Source organism: Senegalia sp. (in: firmicutes), assembly GCF_052088025.1.
Classification (GTDB): domain Bacteria; phylum Bacillota; class Clostridia; order Tissierellales; family SIT17; genus Anaeromonas.
Map to the genome: position 1 here is coordinate 1 of NZ_JBQCYD010000003.1, position 17815 is coordinate 17815.

Consider the following 17815-nt stretch of genomic DNA (forward strand, 5'->3'; position numbering starts at 1 on the left):
ACTCTAGTTCTTCTTTCTCTTATATCCATATTTTCCTCCTTGTTTAGGAAATATTAAAAATTTCATTATTATCTAAGTTGTAGAATATCATATAATCATATATAAGTAAATAAAAAGCGACAAAGTCGCTTTTTATTGAAAGATATCTACTATTTGATTTTTAATATTGTAAATGATTTCTGATAAATTAATATTGTATTTATTACCAAATAATTCAATTACATGAGTAGATTTTTCATATTCATAATTAAAAACTGAAGTATTAGATAAATTAAAATAATTATACAAACTATCATTTACAATACTAATAGCAATAAATAAAAAAGCTATAAGTAATAAAAAAACCAAATATTTTTTTAAACCTTTTCTTTTTTGTTTCTTTTGTTCTAAGTATCTATTAAGTCTACTTTCCATATTTTATCACCATTAATAATTATGGACAGCTATTTGAATTTTATACTTTATTTTAATCTTCCAAATCTATCATTAAAAGGATAATATCTAAAAAATGCCTTGCCTGTTATCTCATCTATGTTTACAGTTCCAAAATATCTACTATCTTTACTAGCATTTTTATGTCTATTATCTCCTAGTACAAAAACTTCTTCCTTACCTATTTCTATTTCTAATTCTTCATTAGTATAAACATCTTCATCTATATATTCTTCTTTTAATTTTTCACCATTTAAATATACAAATCCATCTTTAATTTCTACAATGTCTCCTTCTACACCTATTACTCTTTTTATATAATCTTTATTTCTTTCATCAGGAGCATGTAATACTACAATATCTCCTCTGTCTGGTTCACCTATTAAATATAAAACTTTATTTGTAAATAATCTGTCCTTTTCATGTAGTGTAGGATACATGGAATTTCCTAAAACATAAGTGGTATTGAATATGAATGTTTTTATTATTATAGCAATAACTACAGCAAATAAAATGCTTTTTATCCATTCAAAAGCTTCGTTCCTAACCTTTTCTTTTTTATCTTGTGACACAAAAACACCTCCGATTAAACTAATAGTATTATAACATTTTTAGGAAAAAAAAAGAAGGGTATCAATTTACTATACCCTTTAGTGCTACATCTAATATTTCTGCTATATAATTTGCAGTCATTTTTGTTTCATCAAGTGTATTTACATTAGATCCTATCTCTATAAGCAAACTATAATCACTCATATATTGATTGAATTTTCCATAAGGTTTTATTATAGGTTTCAGGCATAATCCTGGATACATCATATCTGATACAGATTTTACATAATTAGAAAACTGTATCAATTTATCTTTATTTGGGTTGTCATTTCCAACTACAAATTTAAAGGTTCCAACACGCTTGCCATCTATCTCTACTACACTTTCTTTTTTCATGCGATTATAATAAGAGGCACCAGGAGATACTCCATCTCTATGTAAATCCATTAATATTTTTAAATTTTTTCCATTTGATAATTCTGTTTCTAGAGTTTTTCTTGCTCTAGAATAGGAAGCGTTATAATTTGGTGAATCATGCATTGTTTGTACATGCTTTACTGCATGACCTTTTTCTATTTCTACTCCTGAAATTTCTTTATCTTTTCCCTCAGTATATATTTCCCTAGCTTCTATGGCTAAATCTGTACGTGCACTAAACATATCTATCACTCCATTTCAATTTTTTCATATATATAATATACTTCCTAAGTGAATGAAAAAATATTCTTATGCCTTTAAATTTTATATATTCCATATTTTCTCTTGTAATAGAAGTTTTTTTGTGGTAAAATAGCTTTTGTTAACGTATTTTGAAGGGGGTGAAAACCTAATGGCAAATATTAAATCCGCTAAGAAAAGAATTAAGGTTATTGAAAGTAAAACATTGGTTAATAAAAAAAGAAAATCTCAAATAAAGACATACATCAAAAAGTTTGAAACTGCTTTAGATAATAATAATATAGATGAAGCAAAAGAATTATTTAAAACAATAGAAAAGAAACTTGACAGAGCTGCAGTTAAAAACACTATGCATAAAAATAAAGCTAGCAGAAAAGTAAGTCAATTATCTAAAAAATTAAATATAGCTAAATAATATAAAACTTCGGGGAATATTAAATACCCGAAGTTTTTATTGTTTCATATTCATTATAAGCATCTCTACTCCAAGAATCTGCTCTATTTTACCTTTTTTAATATCCCTATCTGTTAGTATGCATTGCTCTAAGGTGTTTTTCAGTTCAATTATAGAGAAATTTTTACTTTGATTTATTGTTTTTCTAGCCACAAAATTTGGGACTTTCATCTTTTTAGCTAGTTCTCCTATGCTATAACCCTTAGCTTCTAATATCCTTGACATTAATAATAGTCTAAACTGTCTTGTTATCATATGAATGATTAAACCACATGGCTCATTATTTAAAATCATTGTATTGAAAACAGATATTGCTTTATCAAATCTCATTTCACCTAACATATCAACTAATTCAAAAATATTTGCTTGTAAGGATTTTATAAGTACTTTTTCTATTGTCTTTTCTTCTACCTTTTCATTTTGCCCTATATAATTTATGATTTTTTGAATTTCATTTTTTAAATCATATAATGTAATTTCATTATTATTATTTAAGTAGCCAGTTAAATCTATAATTTTATCTATACTAGATTCATCTATAATTTTATTTTTACTTTTAAATTCTTTTTTAATCCATCTTTCTAGTTCTGATCCCTTAATTTTTGAAAATTCTATAGTTCCATTGTTTTTCTTTATAGTCTTAAATACTTTTTTTCTTTTATCTATAGATTCAGATGTTAAAACAAAAATTAAAATTGTAGAATTGCTAGGCTTTTCTATATAATGTGATATTTCTTCTATATCTTCTGCTTTTGCTTTATTTGAAAACCATAAGGGATTATTTACTACAACTATTTTTTTGTCTGACATAAAGGGTAATGTTTCAGCTGCATTACTTACCTCATTTGCATCTACTTGCTTGCCATCAATAGATATGAAATTCAATGTTTCAAAACTTGGCTTTATATATTTTTCTTTTATTGTTTGTATACAAAAATCTATCAAATATGTTTCTTCCCCATAAAAAAGGTAGACATTCTTTAAGCTATTATTTTTTATATCATTTAAAATTTCTTTATATCCCATCTAACTTCTCCTTTGTATTTTGAAATTCTATATACTTTAAATCCATAAATAATATAATCATGAATAGAATCATATTAAATACATCTTTTAAACTTAGTATAATTCTTTTTTCATTATATAAATATATATCATAATTTTTATAGCTGTTTTTGATTAAAATGTTTCCATCTATATCAGTTCTTTTAACTCTTATATTTTCATTTTTAAGATTTTCTAATACTTCTTCATTTGGATGACCATAACTGTTTTTACCTACAGATATTATAGCTAAATTAGGCTTTATATTTTCTAAAAGATTAATGGATGTAGAAGTACCGCTCCCATGATGACCTATTTTTATGATATCATATTTAGCTTTATTGTGTTTTATAAATTCATCTTCAAGTTCTTTTTCTGCATCACCCATATATAATATTTTCATCTGATCAGTATTCATACTTATAATATTGCTATTATTGTTTTCTTCTAAATCTGTCTTTTCATTGTTAAAAAATCCAAATTCTGCTATGTCATATACCTTTAGTTTATTTTGATTTTTCATTTGAATCATTTCTATATTTTTTAATTTTGATATATTTTTAATTTCTTTATATAAATTATTTTTAATATTGTTTTGATTATAGTATATCTTTTTAACTTTAATAAAATCTGTTTTTAATAAACTAATAAGCCCTTCAGTATGATCTTCATGAAAGTGTGATATAAATACCCCATCTAATTTTCTAATATTGTTTTTTAAAAGATATGGTATTAAAAGTTTTTCTCCTAAATCATAATCAGAAAGTATATTTCCACCTGTATCTATTAAAAATGCTTTATCCTTTATTCTAATAAGTGAGCTATCACCTTGTCCTACATCAATAAAATTGATACTCCACTTAAAAGTAGATAGAGACACAAAATTCAAAATAGTAACTAATAAAATTGTATAAAAAAACATATTAACATATCTATATTTAAGTTTTTTAATTTTTTTTATATTAAGCAGGATATATATAATTATGTAATAAGAAACTATATTCATTAAATACCAAGAGGAATCATTCAAAACTATATTTAGATAATTATGATGAAAGTTTATGATTTTTGTAAAGTAATTAAGTGTTATATCTATAATTTTCATAATAGTTATTGATAGATTAAAAAATGGTATTGATAATCCTAGTAATATGATTGTAGCTATTAACACATATGATAATATAGGAATAAGTATCATATTAGAAAAAAGTGATGTTAGAGATATATAATTAAAATGATATATAAGCAAGGGCAATGTCCCCAGTTGAACTGAAATTAGGGCTGAAAATGTTTTTGCAAATCTAACTTCTGAAAATATTTTTTTACTTATTATAGGTGTTAGTATTACAATAGATAAGGTAGCTATAAATGATAATTGAAAGCCTATATCAAATATCCATAATGGATTATAAAGTAATAATATTAGTCCCACAAGACTAATGCTATTTATATAATCAGGCCTTTTAAAGAAAATCCTAGCAATAATTATCATGAAAAGTATCATACTTGCCCTAAGTATAGATGCAGGAAAACCTACAATATATCCATAAGTAAATATAAATATCAATGTTATAAAACTAGAGATTTTATAACTTATAGCTAAATTTCCAAACACAAATAATAAGGCACCTGCTATTATTCCTATATGAAGCCCAGAGATTGCAAGTATATGTGCTATGCCAAGCTGCCTGTACTTGTCCTTATAATCCTCATCTAATAAAGAATCATCCCCTAATATAATTGCTTTCATTACACTAGCATTTTTCTTGTTTAAAGATGTATGTAAAAAATCTTCTATATAAGTTTTAGAATTGATTTTTAAGTAAGAAAAATAAGTTGATTTTTTTCTGCCTATTATTTCATAACTTTGCTTATTTAAATCAGCAATTGAATGTATTTTTTTGGTTTTTAGATATGTAAAATAATTAAATAGTCCTTTATTTGTATTAGACTTAGCTTTTAATAAATTCACCTTTGCTTTTATAATGGTATTATATTCTAGATAATCTTTGTTTTTTATCTTTATAATAGATTTTTCATCAATCTTATATGATTTTTCATTATCATATATATTAATTATTTTTCCTTCATATGTATTTGAATAATCATTTTCATTTACTAATTCTTTTATAAGGATGGTAGAATCAACTTCTTTACCTATAAAATCCTTTGTTTTATAGGTATTTATATTTAAGTACAATATCAATCCTGCAATGGTAATTATAAAAATATTAAAGAATATCTCTTTCATCATATTATCTTTAAGATATATGCTTAAAACCAAGCTTACAATAGAAAATAATAATATAAGATATAAATCTATTTGAATGTAATAGAAAAAAAGTATAGCAATTATATATAATATTACAATATTTAAAAATGGTCTCTTCATTTTTATTCTCCAATTACTTTTTAATAGTATTATATCATTTTTACTATAAAAAAAGAAAAAGAAAAGGACCAAATCAAATTGGTCCTTTTCCTAAAAGATTAATCCCCGAGTGTTGCTACCATTACAGCTTTTATTGTATGCATTCTATTTTCTGCTTCTTCAAATACTACTGATTGTTTAGATTCAAATACTTCATCTGTAACTTCCATTGCATCTAAATCAAATTTTTCATATATATCTTTACCAACATCAGTTTGAGTATTGTGAAAAGATGGTAGGCAATGCATGAATATTGCTTCATCATCAGCTTTGCTCATCATTTCCTTGTTTACTTGATATGGTTTTAATAGTTTTATTCTTTCTTCCCATACCTCTTTAGCTTCACCCATTGATACCCACACATCGGTATATATTACATCTACTCCTCCTACACCATCATCTACTGAATCTGTAACAGAAATTTTAGCACCAGTTTCTTTTGCTATTTCTTTTGCATTATCTACTAAATCTTGCTCTGGAAATAAACTTTCTGGAGATACTATTCTAAAGTCCATGCCCATTTTTGCAGCACCTATCATTAGAGAGTTTGCCATATTGTTTCTTCCATCACCAACATATGCAAATTTAATCCCTTTAAGATATCCTTTTTTTTCTTGTATAGTCATCCAATCTGCAAGAATTTGAGTTGGATGAAATTCATCAGTTAATCCATTCCATACTGGAACTCCTGAAAATTCTGCTAAAGTTTCAACTGATTCTTGAGAAAATCCTCTATATTCTATACCATCATACATTCCACCAAGAACCCTTGCAGTGTCTTTTACTGTTTCTTTTACACCCATTTGTGTACCTGTAGGTCCTAAATATGTTACTCCTGCTCCTTGGTCCATTGCTCCAACTTCAAACGCACATCTTGTACGTGTTGATGCTTTCTCAAATATTAAAGCAACATTTTTTCCTTTCATTGTTTGTCTTTCAGTTCCTGAATATTTTGCCCTCTTTAAATCTCTTGATAAATCAAGTAAATAATTAATCTCTTTTGGTGAATAATCTAATAATTTTACAAAACTTCTACCTCTTAAATTAACTGGCATAAAAGACCTCCTTAAATTTTTTATATTATATTTTTTCCCTAATTAAAGGCATGCTCATACATCTTGGACCTCCACGGCCTCTCACAAGTTCAGTTCCTTCAACCTTGTGTAATTTAATTCCTTTTTCTTCTAATAATTTATTTGTAACATGATTTCTATCATAAACTACAACTTCTCCTGGAGCAATTGCAAGTGTATTTGAACCATCATTCCATTGTTCACGTGCAGAATCTATTGGATCTCCTCCAGCACATCTAATCAATTCCACATTGTCTAATTCAAGATACTTTGCAAGTAAATGCTCTAGAGTATCTCTTTCTCTTTCAATATTTAAATCTCCATCCTTGCCCTTAGTAATTGAAAATACAGTTAAAGGACCTTCTATTCCTGGATGAATTGTAAATTTATCATAATCAATCATTGTAAATACAGTATCTAAATGCATAAATGCCCTAGTTTTTGGAATATCAAAAGCAAGTATGGTTTCAAATGATTCATTGTTTTCAAATAGCCTTTTAGCTAGTTTTTCTATAGAATCAGCATCTGTTCTTTGAGATATACCAAGTGCTAGAACTTTTTCACTAAGTACAAGCTCATCTCCACCTTCCATAGATGTTTTTTCATCTCTGTTTAACCATATTGGTACTCCAGCATCTTTAAATCTTTTATGATATTTAAATATATATTCTGCAAATATAGTTTCCCTATTTCTAGTTGCAGTTCTCATTTGATTTATAGTTATACCCGTTCCTATAGTTGCAAATGGATCTCTTGTAAAATAAAGATTTGTCATAGGGTCTAATACTAACGGGTAATCATCATCTGCCATATCTGCAAGTGATTCAGCATTATAATCTTTTAACTCAGTTTTTCTAATTCCAGCCATTAAAGTATCTATTAAATCTTTATTATCTAACTCACTAAAATGCTCTTTTAATGCTTTTATAGTACCTTCACCACTTATATTTGCTTCTTGTAAAAATTGCTCGATAAATTTTTCTCTTATCTTTTCATCCTCTATTGACTCTGCTGCTAATTCTTCTAAATATAAAACTTCTACTCCATTATCCTTTAATACTTTTGCAAAATTATCATGCTCTTTTCTTGCAGCTTCTAAGTCAGGAATATCATCAAATAAAAGTCTTTCCATAAAATCAGGCGTTATATTTTGAAGTTCACGTCCTGGTCTATGAAGTAATACTGTTTTCAATTTACCTATTTCAGATGTAACATTTATAGCCTTTTTCTCATCCATAATATATCCTCCTATTTAAAATTTTATAACTTGTTTCATTTTTCTACCATATTAATTTAATACCCAACAATATAGTTTTAAACATAGTAAAGTGATTTTTTTAAATATTTATTCACTTAATTAATATTATTTCATATTATTATTATAGACAACTTTTTATGCATTAATAATATAAAGGTTACAATTATAAAAATTAATTTTATTCTCTATTAAAATCATCCTTATATTTATATATTTTCATCATATCTTCTTCACCTATACTTTTCTTGCCATATCTTACCTTTTCATATGTGTCTATAAATTCTTTTGTTTTTTCTAAATCTTTTTTGTTTTGGAAAATAAATTCTCTTGGAGTAAAATTCTTTTTATACTCATATCCTTTTTGAATCATTGAATTTGAGATATCTATAAAAATAAGCCTGATTATATGCATATTTTTATTTGTATTATTATTTGTATTTTTCTTGAATTTATTTTTTATATTATTTATTATATTTTTTCTATTAAATATAAATTCTTTTTCCTCTACAATAATATTATCATTACTTTTTTCACCACTATCTATGTTTTTTGAAATCCTATATATTATATAAACTAAAGTAGCTATTATAAAAGCTACTAAAAAATATCCTAAATAATTTAATACAACTTGTGCAATTTCATTTTGTTCTATATTTTCCTCTAATAAATTATTATCACTATTTTCTAAATTTAAAGAATTTTCTTGTGGTGTTTCTTTAAGCTTGAAATCAGGAAATATTTTCTTAAAAAATTTATATAGTATTGACACTATAAATATAAGTGGATTTATTACAAACTCTAATACAGGATATATTTTAGTCTTTACCAATTCCATATTACTAATTCCAAAAGAAAAATATAATATTATAAGCATAATAAATATTATTATAATATTTGATAAAACATTGAATATTTTTAAATTCTTGCTTTTATTTATGGCATTATTATCTAAGTATGCATTGTATAAATTTAATCTAATGCTATATATAAAAGAAACTATTATGAAAATAATTATATATGGAACTAAATCATTCATAAACCATCTTGTATTTCCCATGAATATATCTAATGAGAATATAGTTGCTATAAGTGATGTAAGTATAATTTTTTTAAAAACATCATCATTACTATAACTTTCATCTTTTAATCTAAGACTCACAATCCAAATAGATAAATAAATTATAGTAAATAGTATAAAAACCAAGCTTGATTTTGTGCTATAATATGAAAAAACAATTGCAGTTATTATTCCAAGAAAAGGTATAATCTTTAATAATTTATTTTTATTAATATTGCTTTTACTAATAAATCCAGATAATAAATAGCTAAGTATCATTATAAGGAAAACAAATAATACAAGCTTATTAAAGATAATATTCTCTGTCACCATTCCTATTATTGTCATAATCAAAATAATATATCTTAACCCATCAAAAGCAATTTTATAAATCATAATATAGCTCCTTTAGACTGAATATTTCTATATTTTCATCTAGCAAATAGTCATTTGAACTTCCTCTAAGAAGTATCAGTTTTATACTATAACCTACATATAAATATTCATTAATGATCTCTATTGTTTTTTCATCTAAATATGGGGTTATTAATATAAATGTAGTATCTCTTTTATAATTATTTACTGTTTCATAAAGTAAATCTGATACTTTTACTTTAAATAACAAGGAAATTCTAGCTAATATATTTAATATTTCTTCTGCTATATTTATATTTGTATTTGGAGAAATTGTAATTATTTTTTCTTCTATTAAATTATCAGAAAGCAATATAGAATTTGTCGAAAATCCCACTGGTATACCTGATTCTATTGAGTCATTCATTATAGCTGCTGATATATCTACTCCCTTTTCTATTGAATATTCATCATTATCTGCCCAAGGTATTTCATTACATTGAACATTCAGTATTATTTGAATAGATTTTTCAGATGTAAAATCAAAATCTTTAACATATAAATTATTAAACCTTGCAGTAGCCTTCCAATCAATTATATTAAAACTATCATTAAAATTATATTCCCTAACTCCCTTTATAGCTAAGGGGTCAGAAATTATAAACCTATTGACAGAGATTTCACCTTGTGGTTCATTTTCATCTACAATCAAATCATTTATATTTTTAATCTCAGGATAAACAACTATAGAAATAGGAGATTTTATATTCATAAGCCCTTTAGATATACCAATAAAGTCCCCTATAGTAAGTCTGATATTATCAATATTATAATAGCCTCTTTTATTTATATAAAATTTATTTTTCCTTGTCACTTTTTGGAATGGAAGTAGGGATGTTATTACCTTATATATATTTGTATTTATATTTTTTTTATATTTATATGACTGATCTATATATTTTATTGGTTCAGATAATTCACTATACATTTCTATCCATGGTAAGGGGATAATTTTATGATTAGATATTACTGTAGTGATTACAATTTCTTCATTTGGAAAAACTATATCTTTATCTATAAATCTATTGTATCTTACATTTTTTATTGATAACTCCGGCCAAGTCCTGATTAATAAAAAAGATATAATTATAAAAAATAAAATTGATATAAATATCATATTAATACCTAATTTCCAATTTGTTCTGAAGGTACTAATGTATCTTCAATGATTTTTTGAATTATTTGATCATTGCTAGTATCAGTAAACCTAGATTTACCTTTTACAATAATTCTATGTCTAAATATAGGCTTTACAATACTCTTTATATCATCTGGAATCACATAATCCCTGCCTGAAATAGCTGCTTTTGCTTGTGCTCCTTTAAAAAGAGCCTGTGCTCCACGTGGACTTATGCCAAGTTTTATATTTTCATCTTCCCTTGTTTTCCTTACTAGATTTAGTATGTAGCTAGTTAAGTCATCATCTACCCTTATCTTTTGAAATAAATTTCTTGCTTTTAAAATATCCTCTGAATTTATAACTGGCTTTATTTGATCAAATGGATTTTTATTCTTAAATCTTTTAAGTATTTTAAACTCTTCTTCAAAATCAGGATATCCCATTGAAATCTTCATAAAAAACCTATCTAATTGGGCTTCAGGTAGTGGATATGTTCCTGCATTTTCAACTGGATTTTGTGTAGCTATTACAAAAAATGGTTGTTCTAATAAATGCGTTTTACCATCTATTGATAATTGATTTTCTTCCATTGCTTCAAGCAAGCTTGATTGTGTTCTAGGTGTTGCTCTATTGATTTCATCTGCTAAGACTAACTTATTCATAATAGGACCTTTTTTAAAGATAAATTCACTTTTCTTTTGATTAAAATAATTTATTCCAGTAATATCAGATGGTAATAAATCTGGAGTAAATTGAATTCTAGAAAAATTACTATCTATTGATTTTGAAATGGTTCTTGCAAGCAATGTTTTACCAAGTCCTGGTACATCTTCTAGAAGTATATGACCTGAACATAGGATAGATATAACTATATTTTCTATTATTTCATCTTTTCCTACAATTACTTTTTGAACATTTTCTTTCACATGGTTGGTCATTTCTTTTATTTTTTGTATTTCCACTTCAAAACTTCCTTTCATATTATATTTTTTCTCTTTTAAAAACTGCTGCTATATTCCTACCACTTGCAGATGCAGTAAGTCCTACCATTTCCCAACCTTCTTCTCCTAATTCATTTAATTTTTTTTCATGTTCTTTTGTAAGTACCATAGATGTCATTCCATGTAATCTCATGTTTTCTACCTTGTATTCAAATTTCATAATATATCACTCCTTTATATATCTCGAATATTAATTATTATTTTATCATATTTTAAAACAAAGATATTAATTTTATTGAATTTGGTTTATAATTTTATATATTAAGGATATAAATATAATATCTTTAATATCTTTTAAATAGAATAAAATAAATAGGAGATGATGAAATGTATAAAAATAGAATTCAAGTTGATTGGTTAAATAAATTGTATGATGATATTTATTATAGTGAGTTAGAAGATAGTGAGCATACTTTAGATATAATCACTAATTTGATTTCAAGTAAAGAGGTTAAGTTTCAAGAAGAGGAAAAAAGTCTTGTAGCTGTTGTAATAGAGGTCACAGAAGAATTAGCAAGCTTATTAGAAAGTGAAGAATTGCTAGAAAGTTATAATTTTATTACTAAAAGAATAGAGGAAATACAAATGGGAGATTTTGATAATGCCTTTAGAGAAGAATACTTCCCTGATTTTTATGATTTAGAAAAAGATGAGGAAATGGAAATAGAAATAGATATGGAAGAACTAGATGATGAAGATGAAATAGATGAATATTAAAAAAAATCCTATTAGATTAGGATTTCTTTTTTTTCTTTAAGTTCATTTATAAATTCAACTGATGGTGAAGGTTTGTAGAAATATTTTAATTCTCCATGCTCATTATATAATTTTTCAATTAAAAAAGAGATGTTTTCAACTGTTATTTTATTAAAATCATATTTCAAGAGTTTATTTATAATATAAGATGCAAGTTCATTATCAATAACATATACATCATAATCACTAACTTTAAATGCTTTTCTAAGTTCTGAAACTGTAAGGATATCTTTTAGAGCTATATTATATATATTATTATATTGATTTTCTATATCAACCACCATTTTAGACCAATGTTTAAAGCCTTCTGTGTTTAACTTTGGTAAAACTTTGTTTTTATCTTCAAATATTTTTATAAGAAGTATTTTAAGAGAATGGTTTATAGCAGATTTGGCTATAAATAACTCATACCATTTTTCCTCACTTAAATCAGAGTTTAAACCTGACTTAGCTCTAATCTTTCTTATAACACCTATGTTTTCATATTTATATTTCATAATAAAAAAATCAATAAATTCTCTTAAATCTGTTAATAATGATTCATTATAATTCAAAAAACATCTACCTCCTTTTTTAATATTGTTGACAAACTACAATTATATATACTAGTAAACTTCCTTTATGTCTATAGTTTGATGGTTTTCATACTTATAAGTTTTACCTTCCCAAGTTCTTATCAATATATAATCCTTACCCCTTGAAATTAAATATTCAGGAAGTATTGGAGTTTTACCATGACCTTTAGGTGCATTAATTATATAGGTTGGGATTGCCATACCGGATGTATATCCTCTTAAATATTCCATTATTTCAATTCCATCATCTACTGAAGTATTAAAGTGAGTAGTCCCTTTTACATGTTTAGCATGAAAAATGTAATATGGTCTAACCCTTATTTTTAATAATTCTTGATTTAATAATCTCATTATATATTTATCATTGTTAATTCCATTTAAAAGTACAGCTTGGTTTCCAAGAGGAACGCCTGCATTTGCAAGTTTTTCACATGCTTCTTTTGACTCTCTTGTAACTTCTTTAGGATGATTAAAATGTGTGTTTATATATATAGGATGATATTTTTTTAGCATATTTACAAATTCATCTGTTATTCTTTGAGGCATTGTAACTGGAGTTCTTGTACCTATTCTTATATATTCTACATGTTCTATTTCATAAAGGCTCTTTATTATCCATTCCAATCTATCATTTGATAAGGTTAGTGGATCTCCACCTGTTATTAAAACATCTCTTATTTCTTCATTTTCTTTAACATAATCTATGGATTCTTGAATTAACTGTGTATTAGTATGGTTGTCAGTCTGACCTATATTACGTCTTCTTTGGCAATGTCTACAGTACATAGCACATTCATTTGTTACATTGATTATTAATCTATCTGGATATCTTCTTGTTATAGTTCCTGCAGGATTTGTAAATTCCTCACCCATTGGATCACTATCACCAAGTTCATCTATTAGCTCTATACTAGAAGGAATGGATAACATCCTTATAGCATCATATTTATCATACTTGTCCATTAAGCTGACATAATATGGTGAAATTGACCATCTATATTGCTCTCCTACTTTTCTGATTGAATCTATTTCCTTTTCAGTTAAATTTATCATTCTATTTAAAGTCTCTATGTCAGAAACACGATTTTTCAACTGCCATTTATAATCATTCCAATTTTCTTCATTTGCATCTAAAACTTTTAAAATATGATTTTTGTTTTTTTGATATTCATTTTCTAAATCTAAACCTTTTGGGATAGATTTTCGAATATTCAAATAATCATCAATAGTTCTTTTTAATTCATCAGCTCTTTTTAAAGATTCTTCTCTCTGCTTACTTATTTTGGCCATAGGATGCCTCCTTATTTGTTTTTATTGTTACAGGATTATTTATAGATTATTTCTTTATTCATAAAGAGAATATATATTTAATATCTATATATTAAGGATAAGTTATTAAAAATTTGAATTTTATGAAATTTATTTCACCTTTAATTATATCCTTAATGCTCTAAAAAGTCAATTTTGCTAAAGGAGATATACTACTATGAAAAAATCTACATCCTTATTTTTTATTGTTACTTTTTTTATTGTTATGACTTTAATTTTGTTTCTTAGCTATAAGGTCATTCCAATCTCACATCAAAAAACAGATTCAAAGTTAAGTGAAAAAAATATTGATAATTACTTCTCAGATAATATAAAAGAAAAGACAAAGGCTATAGAATCAATAAAAGAAATAGTGCTCTCAGATTTAGGTTTTAAAGAATGGATGGATTATAAAGAATATATGAGCATATTAGTTTTTCCAAGTGATTTAAAAAATGAAAATATAGATCTTATAATAGGTCTTAACTTGTCTAAAGATACAGGTGTTATAGCTTTATATGAAAAACAAAATGATAAATATGTTTTACAAGACTCTATAAAAGATTTATCATATATTGATTATATAAAAACCAAAGAATTTAATGATAAATTTTTATTAATAGTAGAAGAAACTATTGATGAAAAACTTGGTGGGTATTTTTATGATGAGAGACTTGTGATATATTATAAACAAGAGGATTTTAAAAAAGTTTTTGATAAAACTAAAGTATATGAATCTTACCTATATGAAGGTTGGAAAAAGGAAAAAATCAAAAACCCAAAATGGTTTAAATTAACAGAAAATAATATAATAGATATTGTAGAAAAGGACAATTTAAATATAGACTTACATAAGGAATTAAATATCTACACTAGTGATGAATCATCTACTTCTATACCAAGTAATTTTAAGGAATATAAAAATAAAAACTTGAAATTAAATTATACTTGGGATAAAGATTTTAATTATTTTATTCAAAATAAAGGAATTATAACTTCTACTAAGGAATCAGTTGGTATAATATCTATGTCAAATCAAAGTGTTGACTATTATTTAGACAATGAAAAGATATTATATAAGATAATTGATAAAAAAGGTGATGTAAGATATGAAGATTCTGATAAAATTAGGGTATTAGAGAAATAACAAAGTTTGAAGAGGTGTTAATAATGACAGAGAAAATTTATTTGAAAAATCCTTATTTGATGAAATTAAATGCTAAAATAATAGAAAATGATTTTAAAGATAATAAGTTCCACGTTAAATTAAATAGAACTTTATTTGAGCCTAATATTTCTGGAGGTCAATTTGGAGATAAAGGCAGTATTGATGGAATTAGCGTGTTAAATGTTTATGAGCAAAAAGATGATATCATTCATGTTTTAAAGGATTTACCAAAAAGTAAAGAAGTTGAAATATCTATAGATTGGGATATTAGATTTAGTAATATGCAACAACATACTGGAAGTCATATACTTTCTAATGCTTTTTATAAATTATATGATTTTGACACATTAAATTTTCATATAGGAGAAAACTTTAATTATATTGATATCAATACTAATCTTTTAAATAAAAATATAATAGAAAAAATAGAATCATATTCTAATAGAATTGTATTTTCTAATTTTGAGATTTCTACTTATATTGTAGATAGGGAATATGTTTCTAATTTGCCTATAAGAGGTAGTATAAAAAAAGATGGAGACATAAGAATTGTAGAGATAAATAGATTGGATTTTTGTGAATGTAACAGCATCCATAATAGAAGAACTGGTGAAGTGGGGCTTATAAAAATAATTAATTGCTATAAGATAAAGGAAAATTATAGGGTTGAATTTGTATGTGGTATAAAAGCACTTAAAGATTATCAAATGAAAATATCGATGAAATTATAAGAGATATAAATAGATAGATCAATTGATTTATCTATTTATATCTGTGTTTTTCTTTTTTTCATCTAAGCTCCTTTTTATATCTTTATATCCTAAAATAAAATATGCGTATTCTATAGAAAGTATAGATATGCTTAGTAATATTAAAAGCATAGAGTATATATCATTTTTTATGCTTGCATTTTCTGATAATACAAAATTCATAATACCATTTGCAAATAATAGGAAAGTAATTATAAATGCTATAGTTATTATAATGTTAAATCTAGTTTTTGATTTTAGCTTGTAACTATTTCTAACTATCCTAATCATTATATAAGTTATATAAATGGCATATATAAATATGTAAATAAAATATTTGTTTTTAAATAAATATTCATTATTAAATTTATATATACTATATACAAATAATATGAAGCTTATTATTCTTATAATTATTCCTAAAGGTGATACTTTTTTTATTTTAATTCTATTCCTTCTACTCATACATTCCCTTACCTTTCATTTTTTATTATAACATAATTTTTTATTATAACATAATATTTTCTTTAAATTCTATCTTATAATACATATTCCCTTAATTTTATGTTATAATTATTTTTGCAATAAATTTTAAAGGAGAATGATAATGGGTTTATATAAAGATTGGACAAATTTAGTAGAATCACATGCTACACCTGAGCAATATGAAGAATTTTGGAAAATATATCTTCCACAAGAACAAAAGATTTATGAAGCAATATTAAAGAATAATGAAAGTATAATTGAAGGTAATATGAAAGATTTAGCTGAAAAATATGATGTAGAAGCAGTTATATTTACTGGATTTATTGATGGAATAAATACGAGTTTAAATAAAGAAATTGATTTAGAATCTTTAGAAGAAGATAAAAATGTAGAAATTGATTTAAACTTTGAAAAATTATTTTATAATATGCATGAAGCTAAAGCTAAATGGCTTTATAAGTTACCAGAGTGGGAAAATGTTCTTTCAAAAGAAAAAAGAAAAGAAATAAAAAAAGAATATGATAAGACAGTTATAGTAGTAAAAGAAGAAAAAGTAGGCAGAAATGATCCTTGCCCTTGTGGTAGTGGGAAAAAACATAAAAAATGTTGCTTAAATAAATAATATAAAAATACAAACCATATGGTTTGTATTTTTATTATTTATAATAAGCTCAAATTTTCTTTATTTAAATCTTCTTCCCTATTTCTAAGACCTTCAATTAATATGTTTATATGTTCTGTAAGATCCATATTCAAATCTTCACTACTTTCTTTTATCTGATCCCTATCTACAGCGGCTGCAAAAGATTTTGTCTTTAATTTCTTTTTAACAGATTTAGCTTTTAAACCTTCAAATTTAGTAGGTCTTACAAGTGCTGATGCTACTATAAAACTAGATAACTCATCCACTGCATATAGGGTTTTTGCAAGTAAACTTTCTCTTTCTTCTTCTTTTTTCCCATGACCCTTTATAGCGTATATTATATCCTCATCTATTCCTTTTTCCCTTAAAATCTCAAGACCTTTATAAGGATGTTCTTGTGGATACATTTCAAAATCAATATCATGTAATAATCCAGTTATAGACCATTTGTCTAAATCTTCATTAAAATGATTTGCATAAGTTATCATGCTTGTCTCTACAGCAAGTGAATGTTTTATGAGACTATCTTCTTTGACATATTCTTTTAATAAATTAAATGCTTCTTCCCTATTCAAAATATCACCCCTAACAAATTATTATAAATTATAATATCATA

General features: G+C 25.0%; 20 protein-coding genes. 5 read left to right on the forward strand and 15 right to left on the reverse strand.

Features of this window, described 5'->3' with window-relative positions; all coding sequences use genetic code 11:
* Window positions 1–132: 132 nt before the first annotated feature.
* The 3 genes from ACTHUW_RS01140 to spoIIP form a co-directional block, all read right to left on the reverse strand.
* On the reverse strand, window positions 133–414 hold the full coding sequence (locus ACTHUW_RS01140; protein ID WP_442212327.1) for a hypothetical protein: 282 nt from the start codon (window positions 412–414) through the stop codon (window positions 133–135).
* 47 nt (window positions 415–461) lie between these two features.
* A complete protein-coding gene (gene lepB / locus ACTHUW_RS01145) occupies window positions 462–1004 on the reverse strand; it encodes a signal peptidase I (protein WP_442197927.1) in 543 nt (180 codons plus the stop codon).
* Between the two features lie 61 nt (window positions 1005–1065).
* Window positions 1066–1644 (reverse strand): stage II sporulation protein P, encoded by a 579-nt coding sequence (gene spoIIP / locus ACTHUW_RS01150; RefSeq protein ID WP_442197926.1) that lies wholly within the window; start codon window positions 1642–1644, stop codon window positions 1066–1068.
* A gap of 169 nt (window positions 1645–1813) precedes the next feature.
* Here spoIIP and rpsT point away from each other — a divergent pair, with 169 nt between their 5' ends.
* The gene (gene rpsT / locus ACTHUW_RS01155) at window positions 1814–2077 is read left to right on the forward strand and encodes a 30S ribosomal protein S20 (protein WP_442197925.1); all 264 of its coding nucleotides are present in this window, start codon (window positions 1814–1816) and stop codon (window positions 2075–2077) included.
* Between the two features lie 36 nt (window positions 2078–2113).
* Here rpsT and holA read toward each other — a convergent pair whose 3' ends face one another.
* The 8 genes from holA to ACTHUW_RS01195 all read right to left on the reverse strand — a co-directional run bounded on the left by holA (window position 2114) and on the right by ACTHUW_RS01195 (window position 11674).
* Window positions 2114–3142 carry a DNA polymerase III subunit delta gene (gene holA, locus ACTHUW_RS01160; protein WP_442210126.1) on the reverse strand — a complete coding sequence of 343 codons (1029 nt, stop codon included), beginning with the start codon at window positions 3140–3142 and terminating at the stop codon, window positions 2114–2116.
* Complete coding sequence (locus ACTHUW_RS01165; RefSeq protein ID WP_442197923.1) at window positions 3132–5552, reverse strand: DNA internalization-related competence protein ComEC/Rec2; 2421 nt, start codon at window positions 5550–5552, stop codon at window positions 3132–3134. The genes holA and ACTHUW_RS01165 overlap by 11 nt, the downstream gene beginning before the upstream one ends.
* A 98-nt stretch (window positions 5553–5650) precedes the next feature.
* Window positions 5651–6646, reverse strand: coding sequence for an ornithine carbamoyltransferase (gene argF, locus ACTHUW_RS01170; RefSeq protein ID WP_442197922.1), 996 nt, complete (start codon window positions 6644–6646; stop codon window positions 5651–5653).
* A gap of 25 nt (window positions 6647–6671) precedes the next feature.
* Window positions 6672–7901 (reverse strand): arginine deiminase, encoded by a 1230-nt coding sequence (gene arcA, locus ACTHUW_RS01175; RefSeq protein WP_442197921.1) that lies wholly within the window; start codon window positions 7899–7901, stop codon window positions 6672–6674.
* Window positions 7902–8100: 199 nt separating this feature from the next.
* Window positions 8101–9375, reverse strand: coding sequence for a hypothetical protein (locus ACTHUW_RS01180; protein WP_442197920.1), 1275 nt, complete (start codon window positions 9373–9375; stop codon window positions 8101–8103).
* Window positions 9365–10510, reverse strand: a complete 1146-nt coding sequence (locus tag ACTHUW_RS01185) for a DUF58 domain-containing protein (RefSeq protein WP_442197919.1) — start codon at window positions 10508–10510, stop codon at window positions 9365–9367. The genes ACTHUW_RS01180 and ACTHUW_RS01185 overlap by 11 nt, the downstream gene beginning before the upstream one ends.
* Window positions 10511–10518: 8 nt before the next feature.
* Window positions 10519–11475, reverse strand: coding sequence for an AAA family ATPase (locus ACTHUW_RS01190; RefSeq protein WP_442199161.1), 957 nt, complete (start codon window positions 11473–11475; stop codon window positions 10519–10521).
* Window positions 11476–11494: 19 nt separating this feature from the next.
* Entirely contained in the window at window positions 11495–11674 is a 180-nt protein-coding gene (locus tag ACTHUW_RS01195) for a DUF4177 domain-containing protein (RefSeq protein WP_442199160.1), read from the reverse strand.
* Between the two features lie 167 nt (window positions 11675–11841).
* On the opposite strand from ACTHUW_RS01195, the gene ACTHUW_RS01200 reads away from it, so the two are divergent.
* Complete coding sequence (locus tag ACTHUW_RS01200) at window positions 11842–12231, forward strand: hypothetical protein (RefSeq protein ID WP_442210117.1); 390 nt, start codon at window positions 11842–11844, stop codon at window positions 12229–12231.
* Between the two features lie 11 nt (window positions 12232–12242).
* Here the strand turns inward: ACTHUW_RS01200 and ACTHUW_RS01205 are convergent, their stop codons facing one another.
* Window positions 12243–12824, reverse strand: coding sequence for a hypothetical protein (locus ACTHUW_RS01205; RefSeq protein WP_442210115.1), 582 nt, complete (start codon window positions 12822–12824; stop codon window positions 12243–12245).
* Window positions 12825–12875: 51 nt separating this feature from the next.
* A complete protein-coding gene (gene eam, locus ACTHUW_RS01210; protein WP_442210114.1) occupies window positions 12876–14135 on the reverse strand; it encodes a glutamate 2,3-aminomutase in 1260 nt (419 codons plus the stop codon).
* 196 nt (window positions 14136–14331) lie between these two features.
* On the opposite strand from eam, the gene ACTHUW_RS01215 reads away from it, so the two are divergent.
* Both ACTHUW_RS01215 and ACTHUW_RS01220 read left to right on the forward strand, forming a co-directional pair.
* The gene (locus ACTHUW_RS01215) at window positions 14332–15300 is read left to right on the forward strand and encodes a hypothetical protein (protein ID WP_442197821.1); all 969 of its coding nucleotides are present in this window, start codon (window positions 14332–14334) and stop codon (window positions 15298–15300) included.
* Between the two features lie 23 nt (window positions 15301–15323).
* Complete coding sequence (locus ACTHUW_RS01220; protein ID WP_442199156.1) at window positions 15324–16052, forward strand: alanyl-tRNA editing protein; 729 nt, start codon at window positions 15324–15326, stop codon at window positions 16050–16052.
* Between the two features lie 27 nt (window positions 16053–16079).
* Here the strand turns inward: ACTHUW_RS01220 and ACTHUW_RS01225 are convergent, their stop codons facing one another.
* Window positions 16080–16535, reverse strand: coding sequence for a hypothetical protein (locus ACTHUW_RS01225; protein WP_442197823.1), 456 nt, complete (start codon window positions 16533–16535; stop codon window positions 16080–16082).
* Between the two features lie 142 nt (window positions 16536–16677).
* Between ACTHUW_RS01225 and ACTHUW_RS01230 the strand changes: the two genes are divergently transcribed.
* The gene (locus tag ACTHUW_RS01230) at window positions 16678–17178 is read left to right on the forward strand and encodes an SEC-C metal-binding domain-containing protein (RefSeq protein WP_442197824.1); all 501 of its coding nucleotides are present in this window, start codon (window positions 16678–16680) and stop codon (window positions 17176–17178) included.
* 38 nt (window positions 17179–17216) lie between these two features.
* Here ACTHUW_RS01230 and ACTHUW_RS01235 read toward each other — a convergent pair whose 3' ends face one another.
* Window positions 17217–17774: an HD domain-containing protein gene (locus ACTHUW_RS01235; protein WP_442197825.1), complete on the reverse strand. Its 558-nt coding sequence runs from the start codon at window positions 17772–17774 to the stop codon at window positions 17217–17219.
* Window positions 17775–17815 lie beyond the last annotated feature (41 nt).